The 23,592-nt window shown below is 34.5% G+C and carries 22 protein-coding genes; 9 read left to right on the top strand and 13 right to left on the bottom strand.

What is annotated here, in order from left to right:
- Nucleotides 1-95 precede the first annotated feature (95 nt).
- Nucleotides 96-965, top strand: a complete 870-nt coding sequence (locus tag ACJJVT_RS11550; protein WP_405398817.1) for a helix-turn-helix domain-containing protein — start codon at nucleotides 96-98, stop codon at nucleotides 963-965.
- 10 nt (nucleotides 966-975) lie between these two features.
- On the opposite strand, the gene ACJJVT_RS11555 is transcribed toward ACJJVT_RS11550, so the two are convergent.
- A complete protein-coding gene (locus tag ACJJVT_RS11555) occupies nucleotides 976-2,295 on the bottom strand; it encodes a Gfo/Idh/MocA family protein (protein ID WP_405398820.1) in 1,320 nt (439 codons plus the stop codon).
- A 399-nt stretch (nucleotides 2,296-2,694) separates the two neighbouring features.
- Between ACJJVT_RS11555 and ACJJVT_RS11560 the strand changes: the two genes are divergently transcribed.
- Genes ACJJVT_RS11560 through uxuA form a run of 3 tightly spaced genes read left to right on the top strand, consistent with a single transcriptional unit; the run spans nucleotide 2,695 to nucleotide 6,643 of the window.
- Nucleotides 2,695-4,074, top strand: a complete 1,380-nt coding sequence (locus ACJJVT_RS11560; RefSeq protein WP_405398821.1) for a DUF1080 domain-containing protein — start codon at nucleotides 2,695-2,697, stop codon at nucleotides 4,072-4,074.
- A 5-nt stretch (nucleotides 4,075-4,079) separates the two neighbouring features.
- Nucleotides 4,080-5,435, top strand: a complete 1,356-nt coding sequence (locus ACJJVT_RS11565) for a Gfo/Idh/MocA family protein (RefSeq protein WP_405398823.1) — start codon at nucleotides 4,080-4,082, stop codon at nucleotides 5,433-5,435.
- 32 nt (nucleotides 5,436-5,467) lie between these two features.
- Nucleotides 5,468-6,643 (top strand): mannonate dehydratase, encoded by a 1,176-nt coding sequence (gene uxuA / locus ACJJVT_RS11570; RefSeq protein ID WP_405398825.1) that lies wholly within the window; start codon nucleotides 5,468-5,470, stop codon nucleotides 6,641-6,643.
- Here the strand turns inward: uxuA and ACJJVT_RS11575 are convergent, their stop codons facing one another.
- Together ACJJVT_RS11575 and ACJJVT_RS11580 are read right to left on the bottom strand one after the other, a co-directional pair.
- Nucleotides 6,644-8,884: a c-type cytochrome gene (locus tag ACJJVT_RS11575; RefSeq protein WP_405398826.1), complete on the bottom strand. Its 2,241-nt coding sequence runs from the start codon at nucleotides 8,882-8,884 to the stop codon at nucleotides 6,644-6,646. It abuts the gene before it with no gap.
- A gap of 45 nt (nucleotides 8,885-8,929) precedes the next feature.
- Nucleotides 8,930-9,748 carry an SDR family oxidoreductase gene (locus ACJJVT_RS11580; protein ID WP_405398827.1) on the bottom strand — a complete coding sequence of 273 codons (819 nt, stop codon included), beginning with the start codon at nucleotides 9,746-9,748 and terminating at the stop codon, nucleotides 8,930-8,932.
- A 393-nt stretch (nucleotides 9,749-10,141) separates the two neighbouring features.
- On the opposite strand from ACJJVT_RS11580, the gene ACJJVT_RS11585 reads away from it, so the two are divergent.
- Nucleotides 10,142-10,981, top strand: a complete 840-nt coding sequence (locus ACJJVT_RS11585; RefSeq protein ID WP_405398828.1) for a DMT family transporter — start codon at nucleotides 10,142-10,144, stop codon at nucleotides 10,979-10,981.
- A gap of 68 nt (nucleotides 10,982-11,049) precedes the next feature.
- Here the strand turns inward: ACJJVT_RS11585 and ACJJVT_RS11590 are convergent, their stop codons facing one another.
- A complete protein-coding gene (locus tag ACJJVT_RS11590; protein WP_405398829.1) occupies nucleotides 11,050-11,244 on the bottom strand; it encodes a hypothetical protein in 195 nt (64 codons plus the stop codon).
- 267 nt (nucleotides 11,245-11,511) lie between these two features.
- Here ACJJVT_RS11590 and ACJJVT_RS11595 point away from each other — a divergent pair, with 267 nt between their 5' ends.
- On the top strand, nucleotides 11,512-12,048 hold the full coding sequence (locus ACJJVT_RS11595; protein ID WP_405398830.1) for a YSC84-related protein: 537 nt from the start codon (nucleotides 11,512-11,514) through the stop codon (nucleotides 12,046-12,048).
- Between the two features lie 60 nt (nucleotides 12,049-12,108).
- Here the strand turns inward: ACJJVT_RS11595 and ACJJVT_RS11600 are convergent, their stop codons facing one another.
- Both ACJJVT_RS11600 and ACJJVT_RS11605 read right to left on the bottom strand, forming a co-directional pair.
- A complete protein-coding gene (locus tag ACJJVT_RS11600) occupies nucleotides 12,109-12,927 on the bottom strand; it encodes an SDR family oxidoreductase (RefSeq protein ID WP_405398831.1) in 819 nt (272 codons plus the stop codon).
- 220 nt (nucleotides 12,928-13,147) lie between these two features.
- Nucleotides 13,148-14,323 (bottom strand): aldose epimerase family protein, encoded by a 1,176-nt coding sequence (locus ACJJVT_RS11605; RefSeq protein ID WP_405398833.1) that lies wholly within the window; start codon nucleotides 14,321-14,323, stop codon nucleotides 13,148-13,150.
- A 381-nt stretch (nucleotides 14,324-14,704) separates the two neighbouring features.
- Between ACJJVT_RS11605 and ACJJVT_RS11610 the strand changes: the two genes are divergently transcribed.
- Both ACJJVT_RS11610 and ACJJVT_RS11615 read left to right on the top strand, forming a co-directional pair.
- A complete protein-coding gene (locus tag ACJJVT_RS11610) occupies nucleotides 14,705-15,397 on the top strand; it encodes an NUDIX hydrolase (RefSeq protein ID WP_405398835.1) in 693 nt (230 codons plus the stop codon).
- A gap of 73 nt (nucleotides 15,398-15,470) precedes the next feature.
- Complete coding sequence (locus ACJJVT_RS11615) at nucleotides 15,471-16,493, top strand: LacI family DNA-binding transcriptional regulator (protein ID WP_405398837.1); 1,023 nt, start codon at nucleotides 15,471-15,473, stop codon at nucleotides 16,491-16,493.
- A gap of 57 nt (nucleotides 16,494-16,550) precedes the next feature.
- Here the strand turns inward: ACJJVT_RS11615 and ACJJVT_RS11620 are convergent, their stop codons facing one another.
- The 4 genes from ACJJVT_RS11620 to uxaC all read right to left on the bottom strand — a co-directional run bounded on the left by ACJJVT_RS11620 (nucleotide 16,551) and on the right by uxaC (nucleotide 20,764).
- Nucleotides 16,551-17,846, bottom strand: coding sequence for a TRAP transporter large permease (locus ACJJVT_RS11620; RefSeq protein WP_405398966.1), 1,296 nt, complete (start codon nucleotides 17,844-17,846; stop codon nucleotides 16,551-16,553).
- A complete protein-coding gene (locus ACJJVT_RS11625; RefSeq protein ID WP_405398838.1) occupies nucleotides 17,846-18,304 on the bottom strand; it encodes a TRAP transporter small permease in 459 nt (152 codons plus the stop codon). The genes ACJJVT_RS11620 and ACJJVT_RS11625 overlap by 1 nt, the downstream gene beginning before the upstream one ends.
- A gap of 5 nt (nucleotides 18,305-18,309) precedes the next feature.
- Complete coding sequence (locus ACJJVT_RS11630; protein WP_405398839.1) at nucleotides 18,310-19,287, bottom strand: TRAP transporter substrate-binding protein; 978 nt, start codon at nucleotides 19,285-19,287, stop codon at nucleotides 18,310-18,312.
- Nucleotides 19,288-19,357: 70 nt separating this feature from the next.
- Nucleotides 19,358-20,764 carry a glucuronate isomerase gene (gene uxaC / locus ACJJVT_RS11635; RefSeq protein WP_405398840.1) on the bottom strand — a complete coding sequence of 469 codons (1,407 nt, stop codon included), beginning with the start codon at nucleotides 20,762-20,764 and terminating at the stop codon, nucleotides 19,358-19,360.
- A 554-nt stretch (nucleotides 20,765-21,318) separates the two neighbouring features.
- Between uxaC and ACJJVT_RS11640 the strand changes: the two genes are divergently transcribed.
- A complete protein-coding gene (locus ACJJVT_RS11640; protein ID WP_036157855.1) occupies nucleotides 21,319-21,540 on the top strand; it encodes a hypothetical protein in 222 nt (73 codons plus the stop codon).
- A 133-nt stretch (nucleotides 21,541-21,673) separates the two neighbouring features.
- Here ACJJVT_RS11640 and ACJJVT_RS11645 read toward each other — a convergent pair whose 3' ends face one another.
- From ACJJVT_RS11645 to tpiA, 3 genes are read right to left on the bottom strand one after another with little or no spacing between them, the layout of a single operon-like run.
- Entirely contained in the window at nucleotides 21,674-21,949 is a 276-nt protein-coding gene (locus ACJJVT_RS11645; protein WP_303598247.1) for an ATP-dependent Clp protease adaptor ClpS, read from the bottom strand.
- A 20-nt stretch (nucleotides 21,950-21,969) separates the two neighbouring features.
- Nucleotides 21,970-22,806, bottom strand: a complete 837-nt coding sequence (gene prmA / locus ACJJVT_RS11650; protein WP_405398842.1) for a 50S ribosomal protein L11 methyltransferase — start codon at nucleotides 22,804-22,806, stop codon at nucleotides 21,970-21,972.
- 14 nt (nucleotides 22,807-22,820) lie between these two features.
- Complete coding sequence (gene tpiA / locus ACJJVT_RS11655; RefSeq protein WP_405398844.1) at nucleotides 22,821-23,570, bottom strand: triose-phosphate isomerase; 750 nt, start codon at nucleotides 23,568-23,570, stop codon at nucleotides 22,821-22,823.
- Nucleotides 23,571-23,592 lie beyond the last annotated feature (22 nt).

Genomic DNA, 23,592 nt, shown 5'->3' on the forward strand with positions numbered 1-23,592 from the left:
ACCTTGTAGCCGATGGCCGAAATAATATTTTAATTTCACTAATACGATAATCAAGCTTTAAAACTGGTTTGAATAAGAAATAAAGCGAACTATTTATGATTCAGATACTTCAATCTTTACGCTTAACTCTTTTGAATGTTGGTTATGCTAAGCTTAACACCTCATGGAATTTTGAGAATGTGATCAGTCCGTTCACGCGTATGTATTACATCACCAAGGGGAGTGCTAAAGTGTACCATAACAATCAGATATTTATTCTAAAGCCGGGCTATATGTACTTGATACCAAGTTATAGTTATGCTAAATTCTCTTGCGACAACTATCATGAGCAATTTTACATTAGTTTTTTAGAGGAAGTAAATAATGGAATTTCTATCTACGGCCTAAAAAATTTTAATTATGAAATTGAAGCAGATGAAAACGATAAAAAGTATTTTGAACGTTTACTTGCCTTAAACAGCAACAGAGAAATAATGAATAGTGACCCAATAACTTATGACAATAAACCTACATTGCAAGATTTCATTAAGCAGAATGAGGTGTTGAGCACAAAAGACTTTCTAGAAACCCAAGGTTTACTTACCGTACTCTTCTCCAAATTTATTACCAATTATAATGTGCAAAATAAAATACAGGTTGCTAATTATGGAATGCAAAACATACTGAACTATATCAACAATAATTTACAATTACCGATTACAGTAGTTGAGTTAGCTGAAATTTGTAATTATAGTCCTGATCATTTCTCAAGACTTTTCAAACAGGTATATAAGTCTAACCCCAATAAATTCATTCAAGAAAAAAGAATAGAGCGGTCACAATTGCTACTTCTTACCACTAATGACTCTTTAAACGAAATTGCTGAAAAAGTGGGTTTAAATAATAGCTCTTACTTCTCTAGATTATTTAAAAAGCATACAGGAAAAACACCTGCTTTTTTCAGAAAAGAGCAGGTGAATATCTAAATAAATCGTTTTAAAACTTGCGTGCTTTTCTGCCACGCATTTTGTTGGCTTCAGCATCTTTTAAGAACTTCTCTTTTGTTGGATTCCATTCTAACGGTCTACCCAAATTATAGGCGATATTGGCAATGTTACATACAGTAGCAGATCTATGCCCAGTTTCTACATCGCAAATTGGCTGCGTTCTAGTCTTCATAGCATCTAACCAATCTTTAAGATGATTACCCTCGGTATTGTATAGTTTTACTTTAGCATTAGATAAATCTGTAGTTAAAATATTTTCTGGAGTAGTTTCTAAATACGATCTACTTACATCCATAGTACCTTCAGAACCAATAAAACGCACACCCCATCCTCTACCAAAATCTTCATGTATCATTTCTACTCCGTTTTCATAATACATTTTCAATCCACGTACCGCGTTTTTATCGGTAGGCGGAACGTATTTTACAGGTCCTGATCGATCCATATCTAAAGCCCATTGAACAATATCGAACATATGCGCACCCCAATCACAAAGAATACCACCGCCAACTTCTTCAAAAAGTCGCCAATCTGGCCAAAAATCAACATCATTACGAGAAGGTGCCAAACGATGATTATAAGCCAACAAAGGAGCTGGACCGCACCAATTGTTCCAGTTAACTTCAGACGGCATTGTTTCTGCTTTTAAATTATATGGAATTGCTGGGTCACCAACATTTACAAGTACCTGTTTGATATCGCCCAAGTAACCATTACGAATTAGTTCACATGCCTTTCTAAAAGAACTCCATGATCTTTGCATACTGCCCGTCTGCAAAATTTGACCTGTCTTTTTGGTTGTCTTGACAAGTGCTATACCTTCTTCAATATTATGCGTTAAAGGCTTTTCACAATACACATCTTTACCAGCTTTCATAGCATCGATTGCCTGTATGGCATGCCAATGATCAGGCGTAGCGATGACCACGCCATCAATATCACTGCGCTCTAAAAGCTCTTTATAATTTAAATATGTTTTTACAGAGTTATAGTTTTTTTGATTTCGTTTTTCTGCGTAAGTACTTTCTACATGACCTTTAAACCAGTCATTTTTAGTAGACCAAACATCGCTGGCAGCAATAATTTGGGCACTGGTATTGCCTATAAAATTCTTAGCCAACCCATTACATTGTTTACCTAAGCCTATAAAACCTAAATTAATTCGATCGCTAGGTGCAGTAAAACCCCTGCCGAAAACATGCCTTGGCAGAATGGTAATTGCCCCAGCAGCTAGGGTTGATTTAGTCAAAAAACCTCTTCGAGAAAGGGTTTGGTCAGAAATTTTCTTAGATTTTTTAGCGTTCTTCATTCTTTTAAGTTCTGTAAGTTATGTTTGAATTTAGCGCTCTTAACGAGCTGTAAAATTTGTTGTGATTAAAACTATATAATTCATAATCGTACAGGCGATAGATATGATTAAAAAGATGCCATGTATGATTTTTATATAACTTTTTAATCCAAAAAAATTATATAAAAACAAAACGAAAAACCACAACTGTTAACATCTTGTTAATACATCGAAAAAAGGACTCAACTACAAAAAATAATATATTTTTAGGTTATCAAATTTTCAATATTTTAAACAAAAATTCAAGATATTCACAGAAGTTATCGATTACACATTACATATATCGTATTAAAATGAATTACAAGCGACATTAAATCTGAATAAAACAATCAAACCATATCTAAATTTAAAATGAACAAGATGCGAACAACAGCAAACACAATTGCTATACTAATTCTTTTGATTTTTGCGAGCTGTAAAGAAAATTCAAAAGATGACACGCCATGGGTAGACCTTTTTGACGGCGAAACTTTAAATGGTTGGCAAAAGCTCGGCGGCGAGGCCACTTACACTATAAAAGATGGTACAATAATAGGCACTACCACTCACGGTACACCGAACACATTTCTATCTACCGAAAAATTATATGATGATTTTATTTTAGAATTGGATTACAAGGTTGATTCTACCATGAATTCAGGTATTCAAATTCGAAGTAACAGCAGCCCTAATTATCAGAATGGCAGAGTGCATGGCTATCAAGTTGAAATAGACCCTACTGAAAGAGCATGGAGTGGCGGAATATATGATGAGGGCAGACGAGGATGGTTAAACCCACTGACAGATAACCCTGCTGCACAAAAAGCTTTTAAACAAAATGAGTGGAATCATTACCGAATCGAAGCTATTGGCGACACTTTAAAAACATGGGTTAATGATGTACCTGCAGCATACCTTATAGATGACAAAACCGCTAAGGGATTTATTAGTTTACAGGTGCACAGTATACACAAAGACCAAAAAGCTGGAACCGATATTATTTGGAAAAATGTAAAAATAGTAACAGATAATGTTTCTGAATATTCAAGAACCTCTCCTTTAACCCCTATCAAAACCAAAAATCAATTAACCATCGATGAAAAGAAAGATGAATGGAAATTACTTTGGGATGGAAAAACAACTAATGGATGGAAAGGTGCCAAGTTAGACCAGTTTCCAGATAAAGGTTGGGTAATTGAAGACGGCGTTTTAAGTGTATTAGCTTCTGGCGGTGCAGAATCTACTGCTGGTGGCGATATTGTTACTGAAGAATTGTATGGAGATTTTGAATTAAAAGTTGACTTCAAATTAACACCAGGTGCCAATAGCGGTATTAAATATTATGTGGACACCAATATTAACAAAGGCGAAGGCTCTTCAATTGGTTTAGAATATCAAATTTTAGACGACAACCTTCACCCCGATGCAAAACTGGGCAACCATGAAGGCAGTAGAACCGTTAGTTCTTTGTATGATTTAATACAGGCAGATATCAATAAACCAACACAACTAATTGGAGAGTGGAACACTGCGCACATTATTTCTAAAAACAATCACGTTGAGCATTGGTTAAACGGCACAAAAGTTCTTGAATACGAAAGAAAGAGCGATGCATACAAAAAGCTAGTAGCTGAAAGTAAATATGCGAAATGGCCAAATTTCGGAGAACTCGAAAAAGGTCAAATTTTACTTCAAGACCACGGCGATCTTGTGTCCTTCAAAAATGTAAAAATTCGTTCTATCAACAACACTAAAGAATAACTACCATGAGTTCAAACAGAAGAAATTTTATTAAAAAAACTGCCCTTGGTGCCGTTGGTGCTACAATCGCTAGTACTAGTGCAAATGCAATGACGGCTAAAAGTTATTCTAAAATAATCGGTGCTAATGACAGAATTCATGTAGCCATTCAAGGTTTAGGGAGAAGATATCCGGCATATATACCCGCTATAGCGCATAAGAAAAACAATGTAGAGCTTACCTATCTATGCGATGTTATGAAAAGTCAACGTGATAAAGCTTTGACTGAAGTTAGTGACAGATTAAGTAACAAGCCAAAATTAGAGAATGACATACGTAAAATTTTAGATGATAAAGAGGTAGATGCCATTTTCATGGCTACCCCAGATCATTGGCATGCACCAGGTTCATGTATGGCAATGCAAGCTGGCAAGCATGTGTATTTAGAAAAACCATGTAGCCATAATCCTCGTGAGGGCGAATTGGTAGTTGCCTATCAAAAGAAATTCAACAAGGTAGTTCAAATGGGTAATCAACAACGCTCAGCATTAGAATCACAAGAAATTATTAAAGAAATTCACAATGGTATTATTGGCGATGTGTATAAAGCAACTGCATTTTACATAAGTGGAAGAGGTCGTGTGCCGCACCAAACAAAAACCAACCCACCAGAAGGTCTAGATTGGGATCTTTTTCAAGGTCCGGCTCCACGAAGAGCGTATACTGATAACACTTGGGATTATAACTGGCATTGGTATGGATGGGATTATGGAACTGCAGAAATGGGAAACAATGCAACTCATGAGCTTGATATAGCACGTTGGGCTTTAGGTGTCACCTATCCTGAACATGTATCTGTCGACGCAGGAAAATATCATTACAAAGATGATGGTTGGGAAATGTATGATACCATGGAAGCTACTTTTAAATTTGCCGGTAATAAAACCATAAAATGGGATGGTAATAGTAGAACAGGCTATCATAAATATGGTAATAAGTATGGCAGAGGTACGATAGTATCGGGATCTGAGGGTACAGCTTACATAGATCGTGGCGGTTATAAATTATTTGATCAAAAAGGAGGCTTAATCAAAGAAAACTTATCATCTGGTAAAGAAGCTGGCACTGCACTCGGCGGTGGCGGCGATATGTCTACATTACATACTTGTAACTTTTTTGATGCTATTAGAGGAAAAGCTGAATTAACTTCACCAATTGACGAGGGTGCTATTAGCCAAATGTTAACCCATTATGCTAATATTGCATCTAGAATAGATGACTCTTTTGAAATTGATGAAACTACGGGTCGCATATTTAATAGAGAAGCGATGAAGTTATGGTCAAGATCATATGAACCAGGGTGGGAAATTAAAGATATTTAATTCCAAAACACATCTAAGAAAAATTTAAATTAATGGAAAAAACATGGCGTTGGTACGGTCCGAATGACCCCGTATCATTATCAGATATTAGACAAGCAGGTGCTACAGGCGTCGTAAGTGCATTACACAGCATACCCAATGGTGTCGTATGGTCTGTAACCGATATTATGGAACGCAAAAATATTATTGAAGCAGCAGGCTTAACTTGGTCTGTCGTAGAAAGCGTACCTATTCACGAACAAATTAAGACGCAGAAAGGCGATTATAAAAAGTACTACGAGAATTATAAGCAGACACTAACCAACTTAGGTGAATGCGGTATAGACACAGTCTGTTATAACTTTATGCCTGTGCTAGATTGGACCAGAACAAATTTAGATTACGAAGTTGAAGATGGCTCTACAGCCCTTCGTTTTGAAGCTGCTGCTTTCGCAGCGTTTGAGTTATTCCTTTTAAAAAGACCGGGTGCCGAAGAAACCTATTCAGCATCTCAAAAATTTGCCGCTAAAACGTACCATGATAATCTTTCCGAAGAAGGTAAAACGAAGTTAATAAACAATATTATAGCTGGATTACCAGGTGCTGAAGAAGGCTATTCGTTAGAAGAGTTTAATGCTATTTTAGCAACCTATGATGCAATTGGGGCAAAAGAATTAAAAGCACATTTATTTGCGTTTTTATCTGAAATTATACCCGTAGCGGAAAAGGCTGGTATACGTATGTGTATACACCCAGATGACCCACCGTTCCCGATTTTAGGCTTACCACGTGTGGTAAGTACTGAGCAAGATATAGTTGATTTGTATAATGCTGTTAACAGCCCTAACAACGGATTAACATTCTGTACGGGATCTTTTGGTGTAAGACCAGATAATGACTTACCCGGAATGATAGAGCGTTTAGGTGACCGTATTCATTTTATTCACCTACGTAGCACCCAACGTGATGCCGAAGGAAATTTTCACGAAGCAAATCATTTAGAAGGCAACGTTGACATGTTTTCTGTTATGAAAGCATTGATAGCTGAGCAAGAAAAAAGAAAATTAGCTGGTAGAAAAAATACAAGAATGCCATTACGCCCAGACCACGGACATAAAATGTTAGATGATCTTAGAAAGAAAACCAATCCTGGCTACTCGGGTATTGGTAGACTTAGGGGTTTAGCTGAATTAAGAGGACTAGAAATGGGAATTAGAAAAAGTATGTAATTAATTATCAAGTGCTTGAAGTTCTTTTTCTGTGAATTCCATACCTGTTAAAGACTTTATACTTCTCAGTTCTTGTATTCGTTTTGTACTTAGCCTTTTCGGCTCATCTGAAAAAGCATTCGTTACATATGATATAATATTGGCAATGTCGGTATCGCTTATAGTTTCATTTCTTATGAGCCCGGGCATTGCCAAATTTATATTGTACTCTTCGCCATTAACATGAACGGGACCTTCGATACCATGTAAAATAATCAATGCCAAACGTTCTGTATTTTTCACGTGTTCAGAGCTCATTAACGGTGGGGCAAGACCTTCTATTCCTTTTCCGTTTGCACCGTGGCATGAAGCACAGATCTGAAAGAACATTTTAGCTCCGCTAGTACGTGTATCTTCATGGGTAACTTTTCTTGTAAAAATAGCATTCATGTTTCCTGCTTTTTTATCTGAAATTGTTCTTGCCAGCTTATTTACAAAAGGGGTATGCTTTAGACTATCCATTACAAGTGTATTGGCATAAATATCTGAATCAACGGCGCTCAATCCAGAAATTACTGCTTCTATAATGGTAATATTGTTTTCTCTTCTATTTAAAATTTCTATCATAAAAGGTAAAAATCGTTCTTCATCAATCTTAATATAGCTACCTAACAAATTACCTAGATAAAGATCTAAACCAATAGTATCACGCTCCAAAACAGTTTTGAAAATCGATGCTGCTTTTTCTATATTTTCTTCGGATGCAAATCTTTTTAAAAGCACAAGAGCATGAGCCGCAACATTATCATTGCTATTAATAATTACATTGGTTAAAAAATCAAATGACAATTCATTCCAACCTTCCAACACATATAAAGCATGAATTTGACTCCATTGATTATCTGTATGGAGTGCAACTTCTTTTACCTCTTCAATCGTATTCTTAAGCTCTTTGAAAACTAAAAAGTGTTGGGCACGATCACGAATCCACCCATTATCATTCTTTAGTAACAAAACCAATTCACTACCGCTTAAGGCATCAAAATCTGGCATAACCTCAACTTTTGCATCTTCATGAGACACTTTTAAAATCCTACCAAAATTTACGATTGTATCTAATTCCTTCGCTTTTGCCTTATCTCTAAGGTACGGACTCATATACGCATGATGACCAATCATACCTCTATGCATGTCTACCACATACATACTACCTTCTGGACCATTTTTTAAGCTTACAGGTCTAAAACCTTCGTCGGTAGCGGTTATAAACTCTTTATCTTGCCAAGCTTGTTTAGCGATGGTAGAATCACCGGTAAAAGTCAAAAGTGTACGCTTAATTAAATTTCCTTCAGGTATGCAGACAAAAACATTTTCATCGTAGGATTGGGTAAATTCACCACCACGATATACTAAAGGACTACAGGCAGCGGTCGCATTAACCAAAATACTATCTGCATTCAAAACTCCTTTTGCATACCCTCTATTTACCGACCCGGCAAATGCAGGGTAAACCCTTTGATCAATAGTCAATAATTTATCTACGCTAGATTTAGGTGTAAAATATCTATTATCGATTAGCGTATTTGGTAGGGCATAATCTCCCAATAAAATTCTAGAATTATCATTGTAATATAGCCTCCCAAAATTATCATGGGTAATTCCCCATTGCCCCCTAAAAGTAGTTGGCTCTTTTTTCCAAACTCCCGCTACTCTTCTATATCTAAAATTCGATTTGGCATTGTAGATCCAATTATCAATATTTAATTCTAATCCGTTAGGTTGATGTTCAGGATTACCATCTACCGCATAAATAGAATCTACCATAACCTTGTTCACTGGCTTATCATCTTCAATATCTACAAACCATAAATAAGGAGGCTCAGCATATAACAATCCGCCATAGACATGAGCCAGTGCTCTTGGCATGACCAAGCTATCTATAAAAATTTTTGAATGGTCTGCGATACCATCATTATCCAAATCTTCAAGAATGACGATACTACCTGAAGGATCTTCTTCACCTGAGCCTTGTAAATCATCCATATAACCGGGCATCTGTGCTACCCAAATTCTACCTTTTGCATCAAAATCGATAGCAACAGGGGCTTTTAATAACGGTTCAGCTGCAATTAGCTCTAAATTAAATCCGGCTTCTATGGTATACTCATCTAATAAATGTATCGATTGATTAGATGTACTCTCGCAAGAGCATAAAATGTAACCAACGATTGATAGTATAAAAAGCCTGGTATATAAGAGCAACTTAGAGTTTTTAATAGGTGTAATATGGATAAATAGAAATATCAATTATACTCCAGAAAATGAAGTGAATCCGCCATCGACATCAAAAATACTTCCAGTAACAAAACTTGAAGCATCGCTTAAAAGATAATGCACCATACCATTAAGCTCAGAAGCATCGCCAAAACGACCCATTGGAGTATTCTTAATAATACTGTTACCTCTCTCTGTAAAAGACCCATCTTCGTTAGTCAATAAACGTTTATTCTGATTACCAATAAAGAATCCAGGTGCAACAGCATTCACCCTTATTTTATCACCATGTTTAGAAGCCAGTTCATTTGCCATCCATTTGGTAAAAATATCAACAGCACTTTTAGCCATTGAATACCCAAGTACTCTAGAAATTGTTTGTTTAGCAGCCATAGAAGAAATATTCACAATAGAACCATACCCCTGCTCTACCATTAACTCACTTAAAATAACTGTAGGTATAACGGTACCGAATAAATTTATATCGACTACTTTTCTAGTATCGTCCATAGCGATATCTCTAACCGTCTGATCTGGTTGCACAGTAGCACCAGGTATATTACCACCCGCTAAATTTACTAGTCCGTCTAAATGGTTAAACTCCTTTTTTATGGTGTTTCTTAAATTGGTCAGTTCGGCTTCATCCATAACATCTACTTTAAAAATAAATGTACTATTAGGAACTAGTGTATTTAACTCATTTTGTTTATTCTTCAATTTATCTTCAGACCTGCCCAAAAGTAGCACTGTCGCACCATTCTCAACTAAATATTGAGCAATTGAACCACCTAAGGTTCCTGTGCCACCAGAGAGGGCATAATTTTTATTTTTCAGGGAAAGTAACTCGTTCATTTTTATATTTTTTTAAACAATCTCAATGTGATTCAGGTCACTTAAAAAAGAGCTGAAATTCACCTATTTATTTTGTTATGGCAAGTTAAGAGATTTCTTAAAAATGACCTTTACTGTTTCTCTTTTATAACAAATACTTATGTGTTTAGTTCTAAAGCCCATCTTTGACAAGAATATTGATCTTTATAATTTTTTTACCAAAATGATGATATTAAAAACAAGGCTCTTAAATTTTCAAATTCATCTATAAACTCACATTATCTAATTGACCAGCTACATATAAATCAATTTAATTAAGAGAATGACAAAACTTATGATAGAAACACAATTATCACAAATAGATCAAGAGATATCTAAATCTGCCAAGTAACTTTGCAAAGATAATTTTGGACAATGAAGAAGGCAGTTTTATTTATGATTATAAGCACGTTTTCATTTAGTTTAATGAACTCGTTCGTAAAATATCTAGATCATTTTCCCACATTCGAAATTGTATTCTTTAGAACAATTGGTTCGTTAATACTAGGCACATCATACATCTTACTAAAGGGTATTCCTATTTTAGGAAACAATCGAAAGTTTATGATATTTAGAGCTCTTGCAGGTTTAACCGCAATGAGTTTATTCTTTATGTCGTTGAAATATTTACCCTTGGGCACCGCTGTATCTCTAAGATACCTTGCCCCTATCTATGCCGCAATTTTTGCTGTTTTTTTACTCAAAGAAAGATTAAAACCTATTCAATGGTTTCTATTTTTATTCGCCTTTGCGGGAGTTTTAGTCCTAAAAGGGTTTGATAATAATATAAATACCACTGGTTTACTATTAGTATTGGCAGCATCAGTTTTCAGCGGATTAGTATATGTGCTAATTCGAAAAATCGGGAATAGCGATCACCCTCTGGTAATCGTTAATTACTTTATGTTCACAGGTACTGTTATTGGCGGAATATTAAGTATTAATAATTGGGTCAACCCAGTAGGTGTAGATTGGATATTATTATCAAGCTTAGGTATATTCGGCTTTCTCGGTCAGGTATTTATGACTAAGGCTTTTCAGATTGCGAAGACCAATTTGGTGGCTCCTCTAAAATATATCGAAGTCATATTCACCATATCGGTGGGTATTTTTTGGTTCGGAGATATTTACTCTTTATGGAGTTTATTGGGTATAGTGATGATTGTAGCAGCTTTAATAGCAAATGTCATTATCGGTAAGAAACAACCGAATTAAATAGTACAAATAAAAAAGCTGCCAATTGCAATGAATTGACAGCCTATAGTTATGGTCAGAAATTTCAATTATTTGCGAGCAGTATCTTGCTCAGCCAAGCTATTATTTACATCTTTCAATGAACTAACAATAACAGAATTAACCTCTCCTTCAATTTCATCAGAATAGTTAAAGTAATAGATGGCAGTAATCATCAATGCAAAAGCTATTAAAAAGTTTGCAATCATCTTAGAATCTAAAAAGTTCTCGTTATTCTCCATCATCTTGAGTTTTAATATTTCATGAATATAAAACTATTACAATTAATTAACAAATTTTTAAGAAATCGATTTGTAAGACAATCTCCATTCAATGAAATAGTTATGACATCGTTTAAATTCAAATTTTCTAAATTTAACTTACAATTAACTGATTCACATATATTTAACACCTTTTTGAATCAAAATTTATAGGTTTTAAGATAATCTATACCCTTACTTAAATCTACCTTTGGTGTAGGAAAAAATAATTAATTATAAAATCTAGAACAAATGAAAATTTTAAAATCAATAACATTCGCAACCTTATTATTCTTAGCTGTTGGGGTAAACGCTCAAAGCACCAAGGACAAAAAAATAATTAAAGATTCAGAAAATGCGAAAGAAAAATTAATGACAATGGAAATTGGTTTAGACCAGTTCTTCACCAATTCTGCTGGGTATGTAATATTCCCAAATGTCGGTAAAGGCGGATTCATCATAGGCGGTGCATCTGGTAATGGTGTAGTTTACGAAAATGGTGTTATGGTAGGTATGGCTGATTTGAAAAAATTAAGTGTAGGCCTACAAGCCGGTGGACAAGCGATTACAGAAGTAATATTTTTTGAAACAGCAGATGATTTAGCTGAGTTTAAAGATGGAGATTTTGAATTCTCTGCAGAAGCTTCAGCCGTGGCTTTAAAATCTGGAGTTGCGGTAAATGCTAAATATAGAGACGGAGTTGCCGTTTTCGCTTTACCAAAAGCAGGATTAATGGCAGATGCATCTGTTGGCGGACAAAAATTTGATTACAAGCCAATGATGAAATAATTCATCTCACTTTTTGATATAAAAAAAGCCACCCAATTGGGTGGCTTTTTTAGTTTTTATTTACCCATTCGCAGTAAACCCAGGATAACACGTCATACCACCATCTACAAAAATAGTGGTACCATTTATATATTCAGATTCATCTGATGCTAACCAACTAGCCACACTACCAATATCTTCTGGCACTCCTATTTGTTTATAGGGTATTAATTTCAACATACCATCTCTGCCCTCTTGGGTACTCCACACATCTTTATTGATATCTGTTTTTATGGCACCTGGTGCGATGGAGTTACATCGAATTCTATCTGGACCATATTCTTGACAAATGGTTTGCATCAACATGACCAATCCGCCTTTTGAGGCTGAGTAGTTTGCATGACCCGCCCACGGGATAACTTCATGAACAGAACTCATATGAATTATTTTCCCTAAAGATTTAGAAACCTCTGGTCGCATTCCTCTTCTTTTAAATTCAATAATCGCTTCTTTAGCACACAGAAACTGACCCGTAAGGTTCACATCAATTACTCTTTGCCAATCTTTCAATGGCATTTCGTGAAGTGGGTGATCTAACTGTAAGCCGGCATTGGCAACACAAACATCTACAGTACCAAATTCAGATACCGTTTTTTGGAACATGTTTTTAACCTCATCTTCTTTACTAACATCACATTTAACTACAATGGCTTTACCGGCATCAGAATTCTTACTGATCCAGTCTGCAACCTCTTCAGCTTCTTCTTTACTACTATGGTAATTAACGACAATATTGGCACCTTCCATTGCCATCGCTTTTGCAACGGCTTCGCCGATACCATCGCTAGAGCCAGTGATTATGCACGTTTGCCCTTCTAATCTTTTATTCGGTTTTTGCATGATGTTTCTTTTTAGATGAATAAATATATCTTGTAATCATGGTTTTAATTATCTCAATAACCAAAATTACTAGCACAACGAATCCATGTAAAAATTACAACTTACAAAAGGAAATTATGGCAGGAACAGAAAATTTTCTCCATTTAGGTATTTCATAATACTCACTAAAATAATCGTAGTACTATAAATTACAGCAATTATCATATTTCAATTGCGCTACCTATTTCGTAGAGAATTTAAAAGTTGTTTTAGTGATATACTTCTCACCTGGTTCTAATGTAGTACTCGGAAATTGCGGTTGATTTGGAGAATCAGGATAATGTTGTGTTTCAAAACATAATCCGCTTCTTTTTGCATAAGTACCACCACCTGGCATAGGTAAAGTTCCGTCTAAAAAGTTACCGGTATATAATTGCATACCAGGTTGATCGGTCAACACTTCCATTAAGCGCCTAGACTCAGCGTGATATGCTTTTGCAACAAAACGATATCCTTTTTCTTGACTATTAAGCACCCAACAATGATCGTAACCTACCCCTAGTTTAATCTGTTCATTATCTGCATTAATTGCATCACCAATAAATCGCATCTTTCTAAAATCAAAAGGAGAATTTTCTACAGAAGCCAAATCACCTATTGGTATTAATGTTGGGTCAACAGGCACAAATTTATCTGCATCAATTTCTACTTCATGATCTAAAATTAATTCAGAGAAATTTCCTGATAAATTAAAATAAGAATGTTGCGTTAAATTGACAATTGTAGTTTTATCTGTAGTCGCTTCATACAAAACATCTAAACTATTGTCTTTGTTTAATGTATAGGTTACTGTTGTTTTCAAGTTCCCAGGAAAACCCTCTTCCATATCTTTACTTAGGTAGCTTAATTTTAAAGAGACAAACAAATCTGATTCTTTTACTTCTTCTACTTTCCAAACAACCTTATCAAAGCCCATTAATCCTCCATGTAAAGAATTTTCCCCGTTATTCATTGCCAAATTATAATCTACACCTTCTAAACTAAATTTTCCTTTTGCAATTCTATTTCCATAACGACCAACAAGAGCTCCGAAAAAAGGGTTCTCTTTTTCATATTGCTGAAGGCTGTCAAAACCAAGAGTTACATTTTTCATATTACCTTCAGAATCGGGAGTAATAATTTCTGTAATTATACCTCCGTAAGTAATAATAGTGACATCAATACCTTCTATATTTCGCAGTTTAAACTGTGTTACTTTTTCATTATTGGTGGTAGTCCCATAACTACTTTTCTCGATTTGCATGACACTTTCTTTTTTCGCGACTACGTTATTCTTCCCTTTCTCGTTACAAGACAAATACGCTATCAAAATAATTAAACTTACTATTGAAAGTATGGTATGTTTTACTAATCTCATACTATTTTGGCTTGGTGGAATTTTAAATATATCGATAAACTTTATTTTGACCTAACTACATTTAATACTTCAAGATAGTTTATAACAAGATTGTTTTAAAAAATTATAAATTAATTTGAGTTCATTATAAAATATTTGAAATAAGTTAAATTAGTGTTATGGACAGTATTACTTAAAATTTGATGCGCTCTGTATTTCACACTTACTGACGTAATATTGCAGCAGCGTTTCGTTTAGATTAAATTACGCAATACACATCAAAAAATTCATTAACATATTTAATAATAGGCAACTAAATAATAATAGTGCTCAAACCTTTTCGTATTTAAAACAGTTTTATTTGATTCAATCTTACTAATTTAGGCACGCAAAAATTAAAAAATGGTTTTGAATAATTATTGCAAAGAAGACAAAGTCTTACTTGCTGTAGATTGTATTATATTTGGATTTTATCAAGAAGAATTAAAAATTTTACTCGTTCAAAGGGACTTTGAACCAGCAAAGGGAGAATGGTCCCTTATAGGTGGTTTTCTTAAAAAAGAGGAAGATTTAGATGCAGCAGCTACAAGAATTCTTAACCATCTAACAGGTTTGAATAATATTTACATGGATCAGGTTCACTCGTATTCTAAATTAGACCGTGATCCCGAAGAAAGAACTATATCTGTATCTTATTTTGCGTTAATTGATATCGCACATCATTGTAAAGATCTTTTAAAGCAAAACCCTATTAAATGGTTTGATCTTAAAGATTGTCCTGAATTGATTTTTGACCATAATGACATGGTAAAAGATGCTCTCAAATTACTTCAAAATAAAATTAGCAATAAACCCATCGGATTCGAACTTTTACCCGAAAAGTTTACCATGCGCCAACTTCAAAAAATGTATGAGGCCATTTTAGATACTGAATTGGATAAAAGAAATTTCATCAATAAATTTAATTCTTTCGATCTTTTAAAGAAAACGAACGAAAAAGATATGAGCTCTTCTAAAAAAGGAGCTTTTCTATTTGAAGTAGATGAAGATAAATATCAAAAGAAAATTGAAGAAGGTTGTAGTTTTAAAATTTAATAAAGCTATAAATTTTATAGCCGTTTAAATATACCTTATAATTCAATAATCGTAAATTAGCCTACACTTATCTATGAGCAAGAAAGCTACCATTTACGATATTGCAAAAGAGCTGAATATTACCGCAGCCACTGTTTCTAGGGCTTTAAACAATAATCCTAAAATAAGCGAAAAAACTCGTGATCTTGTTCTTGCCGCAGCAACAAAATTAAATTACAAACAAAATAGGCTCGCAGTGGCACTTAAAAGTGGTAAGAGTAACAATGTAGGTGTCGTTGTACCTTTCATTAATAAAAACTTTTTTGCCTCTGTTATTCGCGGTATTGAAGAAGAACTCTACCCTAAAGGATTTCACGTTATCATCTCTCAAACTCATGAGGAAAATGATCGTGAAAAAAAGATTATTCAAAATTTGATAAATGCCCAGGTCGATGGCATTCTTGTGTCTACCTCTTTTACAAATGAGAATAAAAATCAATTACATCAGGTTTTAAAAAAATCTTCTCCCTTTATATTTTTTGATCGTGTTTTACATTTTGATGATATAAGTACGGTAACCATAGACGATTATCAAGGTGGCTTCGATGCAACTGAACATTTAATAAACCAAGGCTGCAAAAGAATAGCCCATTTTAATGTGAACCAAAATATTGAACTGTATAATAACAGATTTAAAGGCTATAAAGATGCACTTTCAAAACATGGTGTAGCCTACAATAGCGATTACGTAATTACCTTAAAAAGTGATATGGAAGCAGGTAAAGAAGCTGCTGAAAAACTCATGAACTTACCTGTACCACCCGATGCTATTTTCTCTTCTACAGATAATGGATTGTTGGGAGCTGTAAAATACCTACAAAGTATAGCTGTAAAAATACCAGAAGATTTTAGTGTAGTAGGATTTAGTAATGAACCCTTTACTCAATTTTTAGAACCATCTATTAGCTCTGTAGATCAGTCACCCGTAGAAATGGGAAAAATGGCTGCAAAAGTATTCTTAGAGCAGATAGAAAGTAAACAAGACGTGAAAATTCATAAAGACGTTGTGCTACCTGCTAAATTGATTGTTAGAAAATCATCTAACAAACACAAGTAAATTATAATTACATCTACCTACAATCTCAATTCAGCTTTTAATAATAATAGCGCAATGCTACAAATCAAATAAACTTGGCAACCATAAGCTTAATTGGGGAATATATGTAACTAAGAATAACGCAACAATCATTGCTATAAATAACGGTAGCAAGGGTTTAAATACCTTTTCTATAGTAGTTTTAGCCACACCTACCCCAACAAACAATACCGAACCTACAGGCGGTGTGCACAAACCTATACATAAATTCAACACCATGATGATGCCGAAATGTACAGGGTCTAGTCCTAATTTTGTAACGACAGGTAAGAATATCGGAGTAAAAATTAACACTGCAGGAGTCATGTCCATAAAAATACCTACAAACAATAAAAGCAAATTGATGATCAAAAGAATGACAATCTTGTTATCACTTAAACTTAGGAGTCCGGAGCTGATATCTTGCGGAATATTTTCATAAGACAATGCCCAAGACATACACATAGATGACCCAATCAGCAACATAACTATTGCTGTAGTAGCTGAAGAATCTAATAATATTTGTGGCAATTTCGGCAAGGTAATCTCCTTATAAATAAAGCCAAGAATTAAACTATATAATACCGCAATAGCAGATGCCTCAGTAGCTGTAAAAATTCCGGTAACAATACCACCAATTACCACAACCAGCATAAAAAGACTAGGCAGAGCATCAATAAATGTTTTACCTACTTGTTTTAAGCTGCTGCGTTTTCCTACTTTATATTTCTTTTTCTTAGCCCAAAAAGATGCGACGATCATGAGAAATAATCCTGTCATTATTCCGGGAATATATCCTGCTAAGAATAATGCTGCTATAGATGCACCACCACTTGCCAAAGAGTAAACGATTAATACATTACTTGGAGGAATTATTAAACCTGTAGTTGCCGAAGTTATATTTACTGCAGCACCAAATTCTTTGGAATACCCTTCTTTTTCCATCTCAGGACCTAAGATACTTCCCATGGCAGAGGCAGATGCCATTGCTGATCCCGCAATCGCTCCCATTAACATAGCGGCTATGACGTTTATTAAAGCTAATCCGCCAGGAAAAGAGCCTACCAATGTCTTTGCAAAGGCGATAAGTCTATGCGCAATACCTCCTTTATTCATAAGCTCTCCCGATAGTACAAAAAACGGAATTGCCAACAGGGCAAAACTATCTAACCCAGTAGCCATTCGTTGCGATACTGTTGTAAATGCTGGCATTGCAGGTATACTCACCAACATGGTCAATAAAGATGAGATTGCAATACTCCAGGCAACAGGTGTGCCTATAGATAATAAGCATATGAAGCTTAGTACTAAAACAAGAATAGGTAAATGATCCATCATGAGTTGCTGTTTTTTAGGTCAGATATTTTGTAATACATAATCAACAAACCGCTAATTGGAATTATAAGATAAACTACTGCTAGTGGTAATTGCAATGCTGGCGATTGTTGTCCTAAAACATAAGAGATATATACCAACCTTGATCCACCTATTACAAAAGCGAAAAAGACAAATAGAATAATTAAAATAGTTACAATTATCTTCAATTTTTTCTGTGTTTTCTTACTCTGCCGTAATGGTAAAATATCAATAGCAACATGTAAATTTCGCCCTGAAACGTATGCAGCTCCAAGAACTCCAATCCAAATCATAAGATAACGAGCCAGCTCATCTGTAAATGAGCTAGGGTTACCAGTTACATATCTTGTAAATACTTGCCATAGTACATTTATGACCATAACAGACATAATCAATACCAATGTTTTACCTAAAACGGAATCTATTTTGTTACGCATAGCAGCTAGTTGGTTTCTTGAATTTCTTTGATTAGCGAATACATTTCCTCATCTTCTTTATATCCTTCAAAAATGCTTTTTACTTTCTCCGCAAAAAGTGTTTTATCTGGTCTAATGATTTGCACGCCTGCTTTTTGAACTTCCCGTAAAGCTTCCTCTTCTGCTTGTGCCCAAAGAATACGCTGGTATTTTACCGATTCTTTCACTGATTCATTCAGCCACTTCTTTTCTTGTTCGTTCAGTTTATCATAGACATAAGTTCCGATTAATAAAACATCTGGTAGTACAGTATGTTCATCTAATGAATAGTATTTACAAACTTCATAATGTCTAGACAGATAAAAACTTGGTGGATTGTTCTCTGCCCCATCAACAACACCTTGCTGTAGCGATGTGTACAATTCTCCCCATGAAATAGGAGTTGGTGAACCCCCAAGTGCTTTTACCATATTTACGGCAGTAGCACTTTCCATCACTCTTATTTTTTCGCCGATAAGATCATCTGGCTTTTCAATAGGCTTGTTCATCGTATAAAAACTACGACTACCAGCATCATAATACCCTAGACCCTTTAGCCAATATTTATCGCCTTCGTTTAAAAGCATTTCACCAATTGGTCCGTCAAGCACGTCAAAAGAATGTTGACGATCTCTAAATAGAAAAGGTAAACCAAGTACTTTCATTTTAGGCGCAAAATTCTCTAATACCCCAACAGACACTTTGGTCATATCTAAACTACCTATTTGCAATAGTTCTAAACATTCTCGCTCGGTTCCTAATTGTTGACTAGGGTAAATTTCAAGTTTTAATTTCCCACCAGATCTTTCCAATAGATCTTCGCCCATTTTAACCATTGCCTTGTGTACAGAATGGCTAACATCTAAACCATGTCCCAAACGCAATGTCTTTACATTGGTCTGTATTTCACAACCTAAAAAGGTTACGACCAAAATAAAGAGCGTTAGTATTTTTATACTTTTCATAGTATTGGATTAAACGGCTTATGATTTCCGCAATTTTTAAATGAACAACTTCTCTCCTGTGAACGAGGAATTAAAATTTGAAATACTCCTTTGCGTTATTATAACTAATATCTTGTATAATTTGCGCCACCAATTCAAAATCCTGAGGTAATTCTCCCCTTTGCATTTCTTGACCAAAAAGATTACACACAATTCGTCTAAAATATTCATGCCTAGGGTATGAAAGAAAAGATCTTGAATCTGTCAACATCCCTATAAAACAACTAATTAACCCCATATTAGACAATGCATTAAGCTGCCTGGTCATACCATCTTTTTGATCCATAAACCACCAACCAGAACCAAACTGCATTTTACCTTTAACCTTACCATCATTGTAATTACCGATCATTGTCGCTAGAACTTCATTATCTGACGGATTTAGATTGTATAATATAGTTTTAGTAAGCTTATCTTTAGAATCTAAAGCATTTAAAAAGCTGGAAAGGGTTCTTGCCTGAGAATAATCTCCGATAGAATCCCAACCGGTATCGGGACCTAAAATACGGGTCATTCTGGCGTTATTATTTCGTAATGCGCCAAGGTGAAATTGCTGTATCCATCCTCGAGAATGGTATTGTTCACATAGAAATAATAAGATTGCCGTTTGAAATTTTTCATCTTCCTCTAAAGACAATTGCTTTTTCTCTTTTCTTTTTTGAAAAATATTTTCAATTTCGGCATCTGTAAATGCTCTAAACGGAACATAGCTAAGACCATGATCCGATAATGTGCATCCATTTTCAGCAAAATAATCTAATCGCACAGAAAGCGCATCGCACAAAGATTTATAAGAATCGATGTTTACGTTGCTAACAGCAGAAAGTTTTTCTAAATACTCAAGGTATGTATCATTAGAAATCACAATAGCCTTATCTGGTCTGAATGCCGTACTCACTGTTGTATTGAAATCACTATTCTTTATTTTAACGTGATGATCTAAACTATCAATAGGATCTTCAGTAGTACAAATAACCTCTACATTCATCTTTTTAATTAAACTTTGACAGCTATATTCTGAAGTTTGAAGTTTTGCTGTTGCCTCTTCATATATGTCACTAGCAGTGTCAGCATTTAACAGTAAATCAATATCAAAATAGCGTTTAAGTTCTAAATGCGTCCAATGATACAAGGGGTTTCTTAATGTATAAGGCACCGCTTTACCCCATTCAAGAAATTTCTCTTTGTCTGGAGCGTTACCGGTAATGTATTTTTCATCAATACCAAAAGTTCGCATCGCACGCCATTTATAATGGTCGCCATCATTCCAAATTTTGGTAAGATTTTCGAACTGACGATTATTTGCGATTTCATCTGGTGGCAAATGACAATGGTAATCTATAATTGGCATTTCCGAAGCATAATCATAATAGAGCCTTTGCGCAAATTTATTTTCTAATAGAAAATCATCAGTTATAAAGGTTTTGTTTTTTATCATATTATAATTCTTCAATTGTAGTTTTAAATTTTTCTATCAAGTACAACTTACCATGTATTTAAAAACATCAATAACATAAAACTAGGAACCAATTAGTTTCGATTTCGAAAAACTAATTCAATTCAGCACAAAAAGTAAACCTACATTCAAAACTCACAGTATAACAACATAGAGCGCTTAGAAGTTGCTTTACAAGTCATCTTCAATTTTATGCAATCGATTACACAAATATATCTAATTTTAGATATATTTGTGTAATTACACCTAAAATTACATTTATAAACAATTTTAGTTCTTGAAAATAAGTATATCATAATCAACTACTCAAATACACTGAATTAAACGTAATTTTTCTCATACTTTGTCAAAAAAGATTGAAAAAACACCAATCGGACAATAAAAATTAACATTCAAATTGAAAAAAAGCGCTCAAAACACCCCTATTTCGTTAAATTGTTCATAAATACTATTATCTAATAGCCTCATAACTATATACAATTGACAAAGAATTGCGTAATTTGAATATTATGTTAACTTTGAAAAAAAAGAAGCAAATGGAGTTACTTGAAAAAGCTCAGGAATTTATAGGTCGAAAAATGAGTAATATGTCTACTAGTGACCGAGTAGAGGCATCGAGAGAGGCAAAAGCACTTATTTTAAGCATTAATGAAATATATAAGGAAACTAAAGATTCTAACTTAATGGATGTAATGAAAGAAGTTACAGTCAAAAAGAAGAAAATCGAGAAGCGATTGAACGGAGTACCTTTAGTATAAGCTTAATAGATTTAAAGACTTATTGAAATTTCTTTTAAGAGTTTAATTGAAATAAAAAAATCCCTTGAACCAAGTTCAAGGGATTTTTTTATTTCAATACTATTTTACACTTCTATAATTTATGAAGCCTGATTTAAACAATTTCTGCACTCAGTCCGGCTTGTAGTAATTTAGAACATTGTGGTTTCAATTCTTCATACTCACCAGTCTTAACCGTACACTTACCTTTGTAATGCACTATTAAAGAACATTGTTCAGCCTGTTCTGGTGAATGCTCACAAACAGACATTAATGTATTTATAACATGGTCAAAAGTATTGACCTCATCATTAAAAAGAACGATTTCATTTTGTTGAACCGTTTCTTCTTCTAAAAGTAATTCTTCGGAAACTTCTTCTCTTGTGCTCATCATATTCCAATTAATACCTTCTAATTTACATATTTTGCGGCAACCCAATTATTACGTTCAAGGTTTTTTTCAAACTTTAACGCTAACTCCGTACACTTTTGCGTAATCATATCTAGGTCTTCAGTATAAAAACCACTTAATAACAAAGTACCACCTGTATTTAAAGATTTCGCATAGCTCGGTAAATCTGCCAACAAAATGTTTCTATTGATATTTGCAATGATCAAATCATACTTCTTCCCCTCTAGTAATGCCACATCACCTTCATAAACAGAAATGAAGTCCATTTTATTACGCTCAACATTCTCCTTCGCGTTTAAATAACACCAATTATCAATGTCGATGGCATCTATGGTAGTAGCACCACGCATACCCGCAAGAATCGCTAAAACCCCTGTGCCACTACCCATATCTAACACCGTTTTAGCTTTTACATCTAACTGTAAAATATGCTGTAGCATCATATGGGTTGTTTCATGATGACCTGTACCGAAACTCATTTTAGGTTCAATAACAATGTCATAATCCACATCAATTGCCTCATGAAAAGGGGCTCTTATCATACAAATATCATCAACAATAATAGGTTGAAAATTTTGCTCCCAAGTAGCGTTCCAGTTCTCTTGTTCTATTTCTTTATAGTCGTAAGTAAATGTATATCTCGGATTCTGTAGTATCGGAAGATCAGCTAACATACCTTCAGACCAATCAGTTTTTTGAATGTATGCCAACACATCATCATCTTCTTCAACAAAACTCTCAAAACCGACTTCACCCAATTCTGCAATGAGAAGGTCTGAAGCCGGATCTTTAGGTTTTACCGTAAAACGGTATTCAATATATACTGTATCGCTCATTTTAAATACTTCGCTTAAATAGCTTTAATAATCGCAATAAAATCGTCAGCAACTAATGAAGCACCACCGATTAAACCACCGTCAACATCTGGTTTAGAAAAAATCTCTTCTGCATTACCTGGCTTAACACTACCACCGTAAAGAATAGTTACATTATTCGCTATAGTAGCATCAAATGCTTCTGAAATAGTTTTACGAATAAATGCATGCATTTCTTGCGCTTGTTCAGGAGAAGCAGTCTCACCCGTACCAATTGCCCAAACTGGCTCGTATGCCAAAACAATATTAGTCCAAGCTGATGGCTCTAAATTAAATAGTACATTCTTTAACTGGCTTTCAACTAAATTAAAATGGTTACCAGATTTACGATCATCTAATTCCTCACCGAAACAGAACATAACACGAATGCCTTTATTTAAAGCTGTAGTTACTTTCTTTGAAAGAATCTCATCGCCTTCACCAAAATAAGCTCTTCTTTCAGAGTGCCCTATAATTGCAGTATCAATGCCAATATTCAATAACATATCTGCAGAAATTTCACCAGTAAAAGCACCACTTTCAGCATAATGCATGTTTTGTGCAATAACTTCGATTTTAGAACTTTCTAAAGCATGTACCGCACTAGCCAAGTTTACATATGTTGGTGCTACCATAACTTCTGCATTGGTATCTGGCAATTTTGCCGACAGCTCTGCTAAAAGTGTTTCAGTCTCTGCCAAATTCTTATTCATCTTCCAGTTACCTGCTACTATCTTTGCTCTCATGTTGTTTTATTTCTAATTATAC

The organism is Maribacter sp. Asnod2-G09, from assembly GCF_045063795.1.
Classification (GTDB): domain Bacteria; phylum Bacteroidota; class Bacteroidia; order Flavobacteriales; family Flavobacteriaceae; genus Maribacter.

What these genes read in the sequence shown, in the direction of transcription:
- ACJJVT_RS11550 (WP_405398817.1), top strand. Translation starts at nt 96, where the DNA reads ATGATTCAGATACTTCAATCTTTACGCTTAACTCTTTTGAATGTTGGT.
- ACJJVT_RS11555 (WP_405398820.1), bottom strand. Translation starts at nt 2,295, where the DNA reads ATGAAGAACGCTAAAAAATCTAAGAAAATTTCTGACCAAACCCTTTCT.
- ACJJVT_RS11560 (WP_405398821.1), top strand. Translation starts at nt 2,695, where the DNA reads ATGCGAACAACAGCAAACACAATTGCTATACTAATTCTTTTGATTTTT.
- ACJJVT_RS11565 (WP_405398823.1), top strand. Translation starts at nt 4,080, where the DNA reads ATGAGTTCAAACAGAAGAAATTTTATTAAAAAAACTGCCCTTGGTGCC.
- uxuA (WP_405398825.1), top strand. Translation starts at nt 5,468, where the DNA reads ATGGAAAAAACATGGCGTTGGTACGGTCCGAATGACCCCGTATCATTA.
- ACJJVT_RS11580 (WP_405398827.1), bottom strand. Translation starts at nt 9,748, where the DNA reads ATGAACGAGTTACTTTCCCTGAAAAATAAAAATTATGCCCTCTCTGGT.
- ACJJVT_RS11585 (WP_405398828.1), top strand. Translation starts at nt 10,142, where the DNA reads ATGAAGAAGGCAGTTTTATTTATGATTATAAGCACGTTTTCATTTAGT.
- ACJJVT_RS11590 (WP_405398829.1), bottom strand. Translation starts at nt 11,244, where the DNA reads ATGATGGAGAATAACGAGAACTTTTTAGATTCTAAGATGATTGCAAAC.
- ACJJVT_RS11595 (WP_405398830.1), top strand. Translation starts at nt 11,512, where the DNA reads ATGAAAATTTTAAAATCAATAACATTCGCAACCTTATTATTCTTAGCT.
- ACJJVT_RS11600 (WP_405398831.1), bottom strand. Translation starts at nt 12,927, where the DNA reads ATGCAAAAACCGAATAAAAGATTAGAAGGGCAAACGTGCATAATCACT.
- ACJJVT_RS11605 (WP_405398833.1), bottom strand. Translation starts at nt 14,323, where the DNA reads ATGAGATTAGTAAAACATACCATACTTTCAATAGTAAGTTTAATTATT.
- ACJJVT_RS11610 (WP_405398835.1), top strand. Translation starts at nt 14,705, where the DNA reads ATGGTTTTGAATAATTATTGCAAAGAAGACAAAGTCTTACTTGCTGTA.
- ACJJVT_RS11615 (WP_405398837.1), top strand. Translation starts at nt 15,471, where the DNA reads ATGAGCAAGAAAGCTACCATTTACGATATTGCAAAAGAGCTGAATATT.
- ACJJVT_RS11620 (WP_405398966.1), bottom strand. Translation starts at nt 17,846, where the DNA reads ATGGATCATTTACCTATTCTTGTTTTAGTACTAAGCTTCATATGCTTA.
- ACJJVT_RS11625 (WP_405398838.1), bottom strand. Translation starts at nt 18,304, where the DNA reads ATGCGTAACAAAATAGATTCCGTTTTAGGTAAAACATTGGTATTGATT.
- ACJJVT_RS11630 (WP_405398839.1), bottom strand. Translation starts at nt 19,287, where the DNA reads ATGAAAAGTATAAAAATACTAACGCTCTTTATTTTGGTCGTAACCTTT.
- uxaC (WP_405398840.1), bottom strand. Translation starts at nt 20,764, where the DNA reads ATGATAAAAAACAAAACCTTTATAACTGATGATTTTCTATTAGAAAAT.
- ACJJVT_RS11640 (WP_036157855.1), top strand. Translation starts at nt 21,319, where the DNA reads ATGGAGTTACTTGAAAAAGCTCAGGAATTTATAGGTCGAAAAATGAGT.
- ACJJVT_RS11645 (WP_303598247.1), bottom strand. Translation starts at nt 21,949, where the DNA reads ATGAGCACAAGAGAAGAAGTTTCCGAAGAATTACTTTTAGAAGAAGAA.
- prmA (WP_405398842.1), bottom strand. Translation starts at nt 22,806, where the DNA reads ATGAGCGATACAGTATATATTGAATACCGTTTTACGGTAAAACCTAAA.
- tpiA (WP_405398844.1), bottom strand. Translation starts at nt 23,570, where the DNA reads ATGAGAGCAAAGATAGTAGCAGGTAACTGGAAGATGAATAAGAATTTG.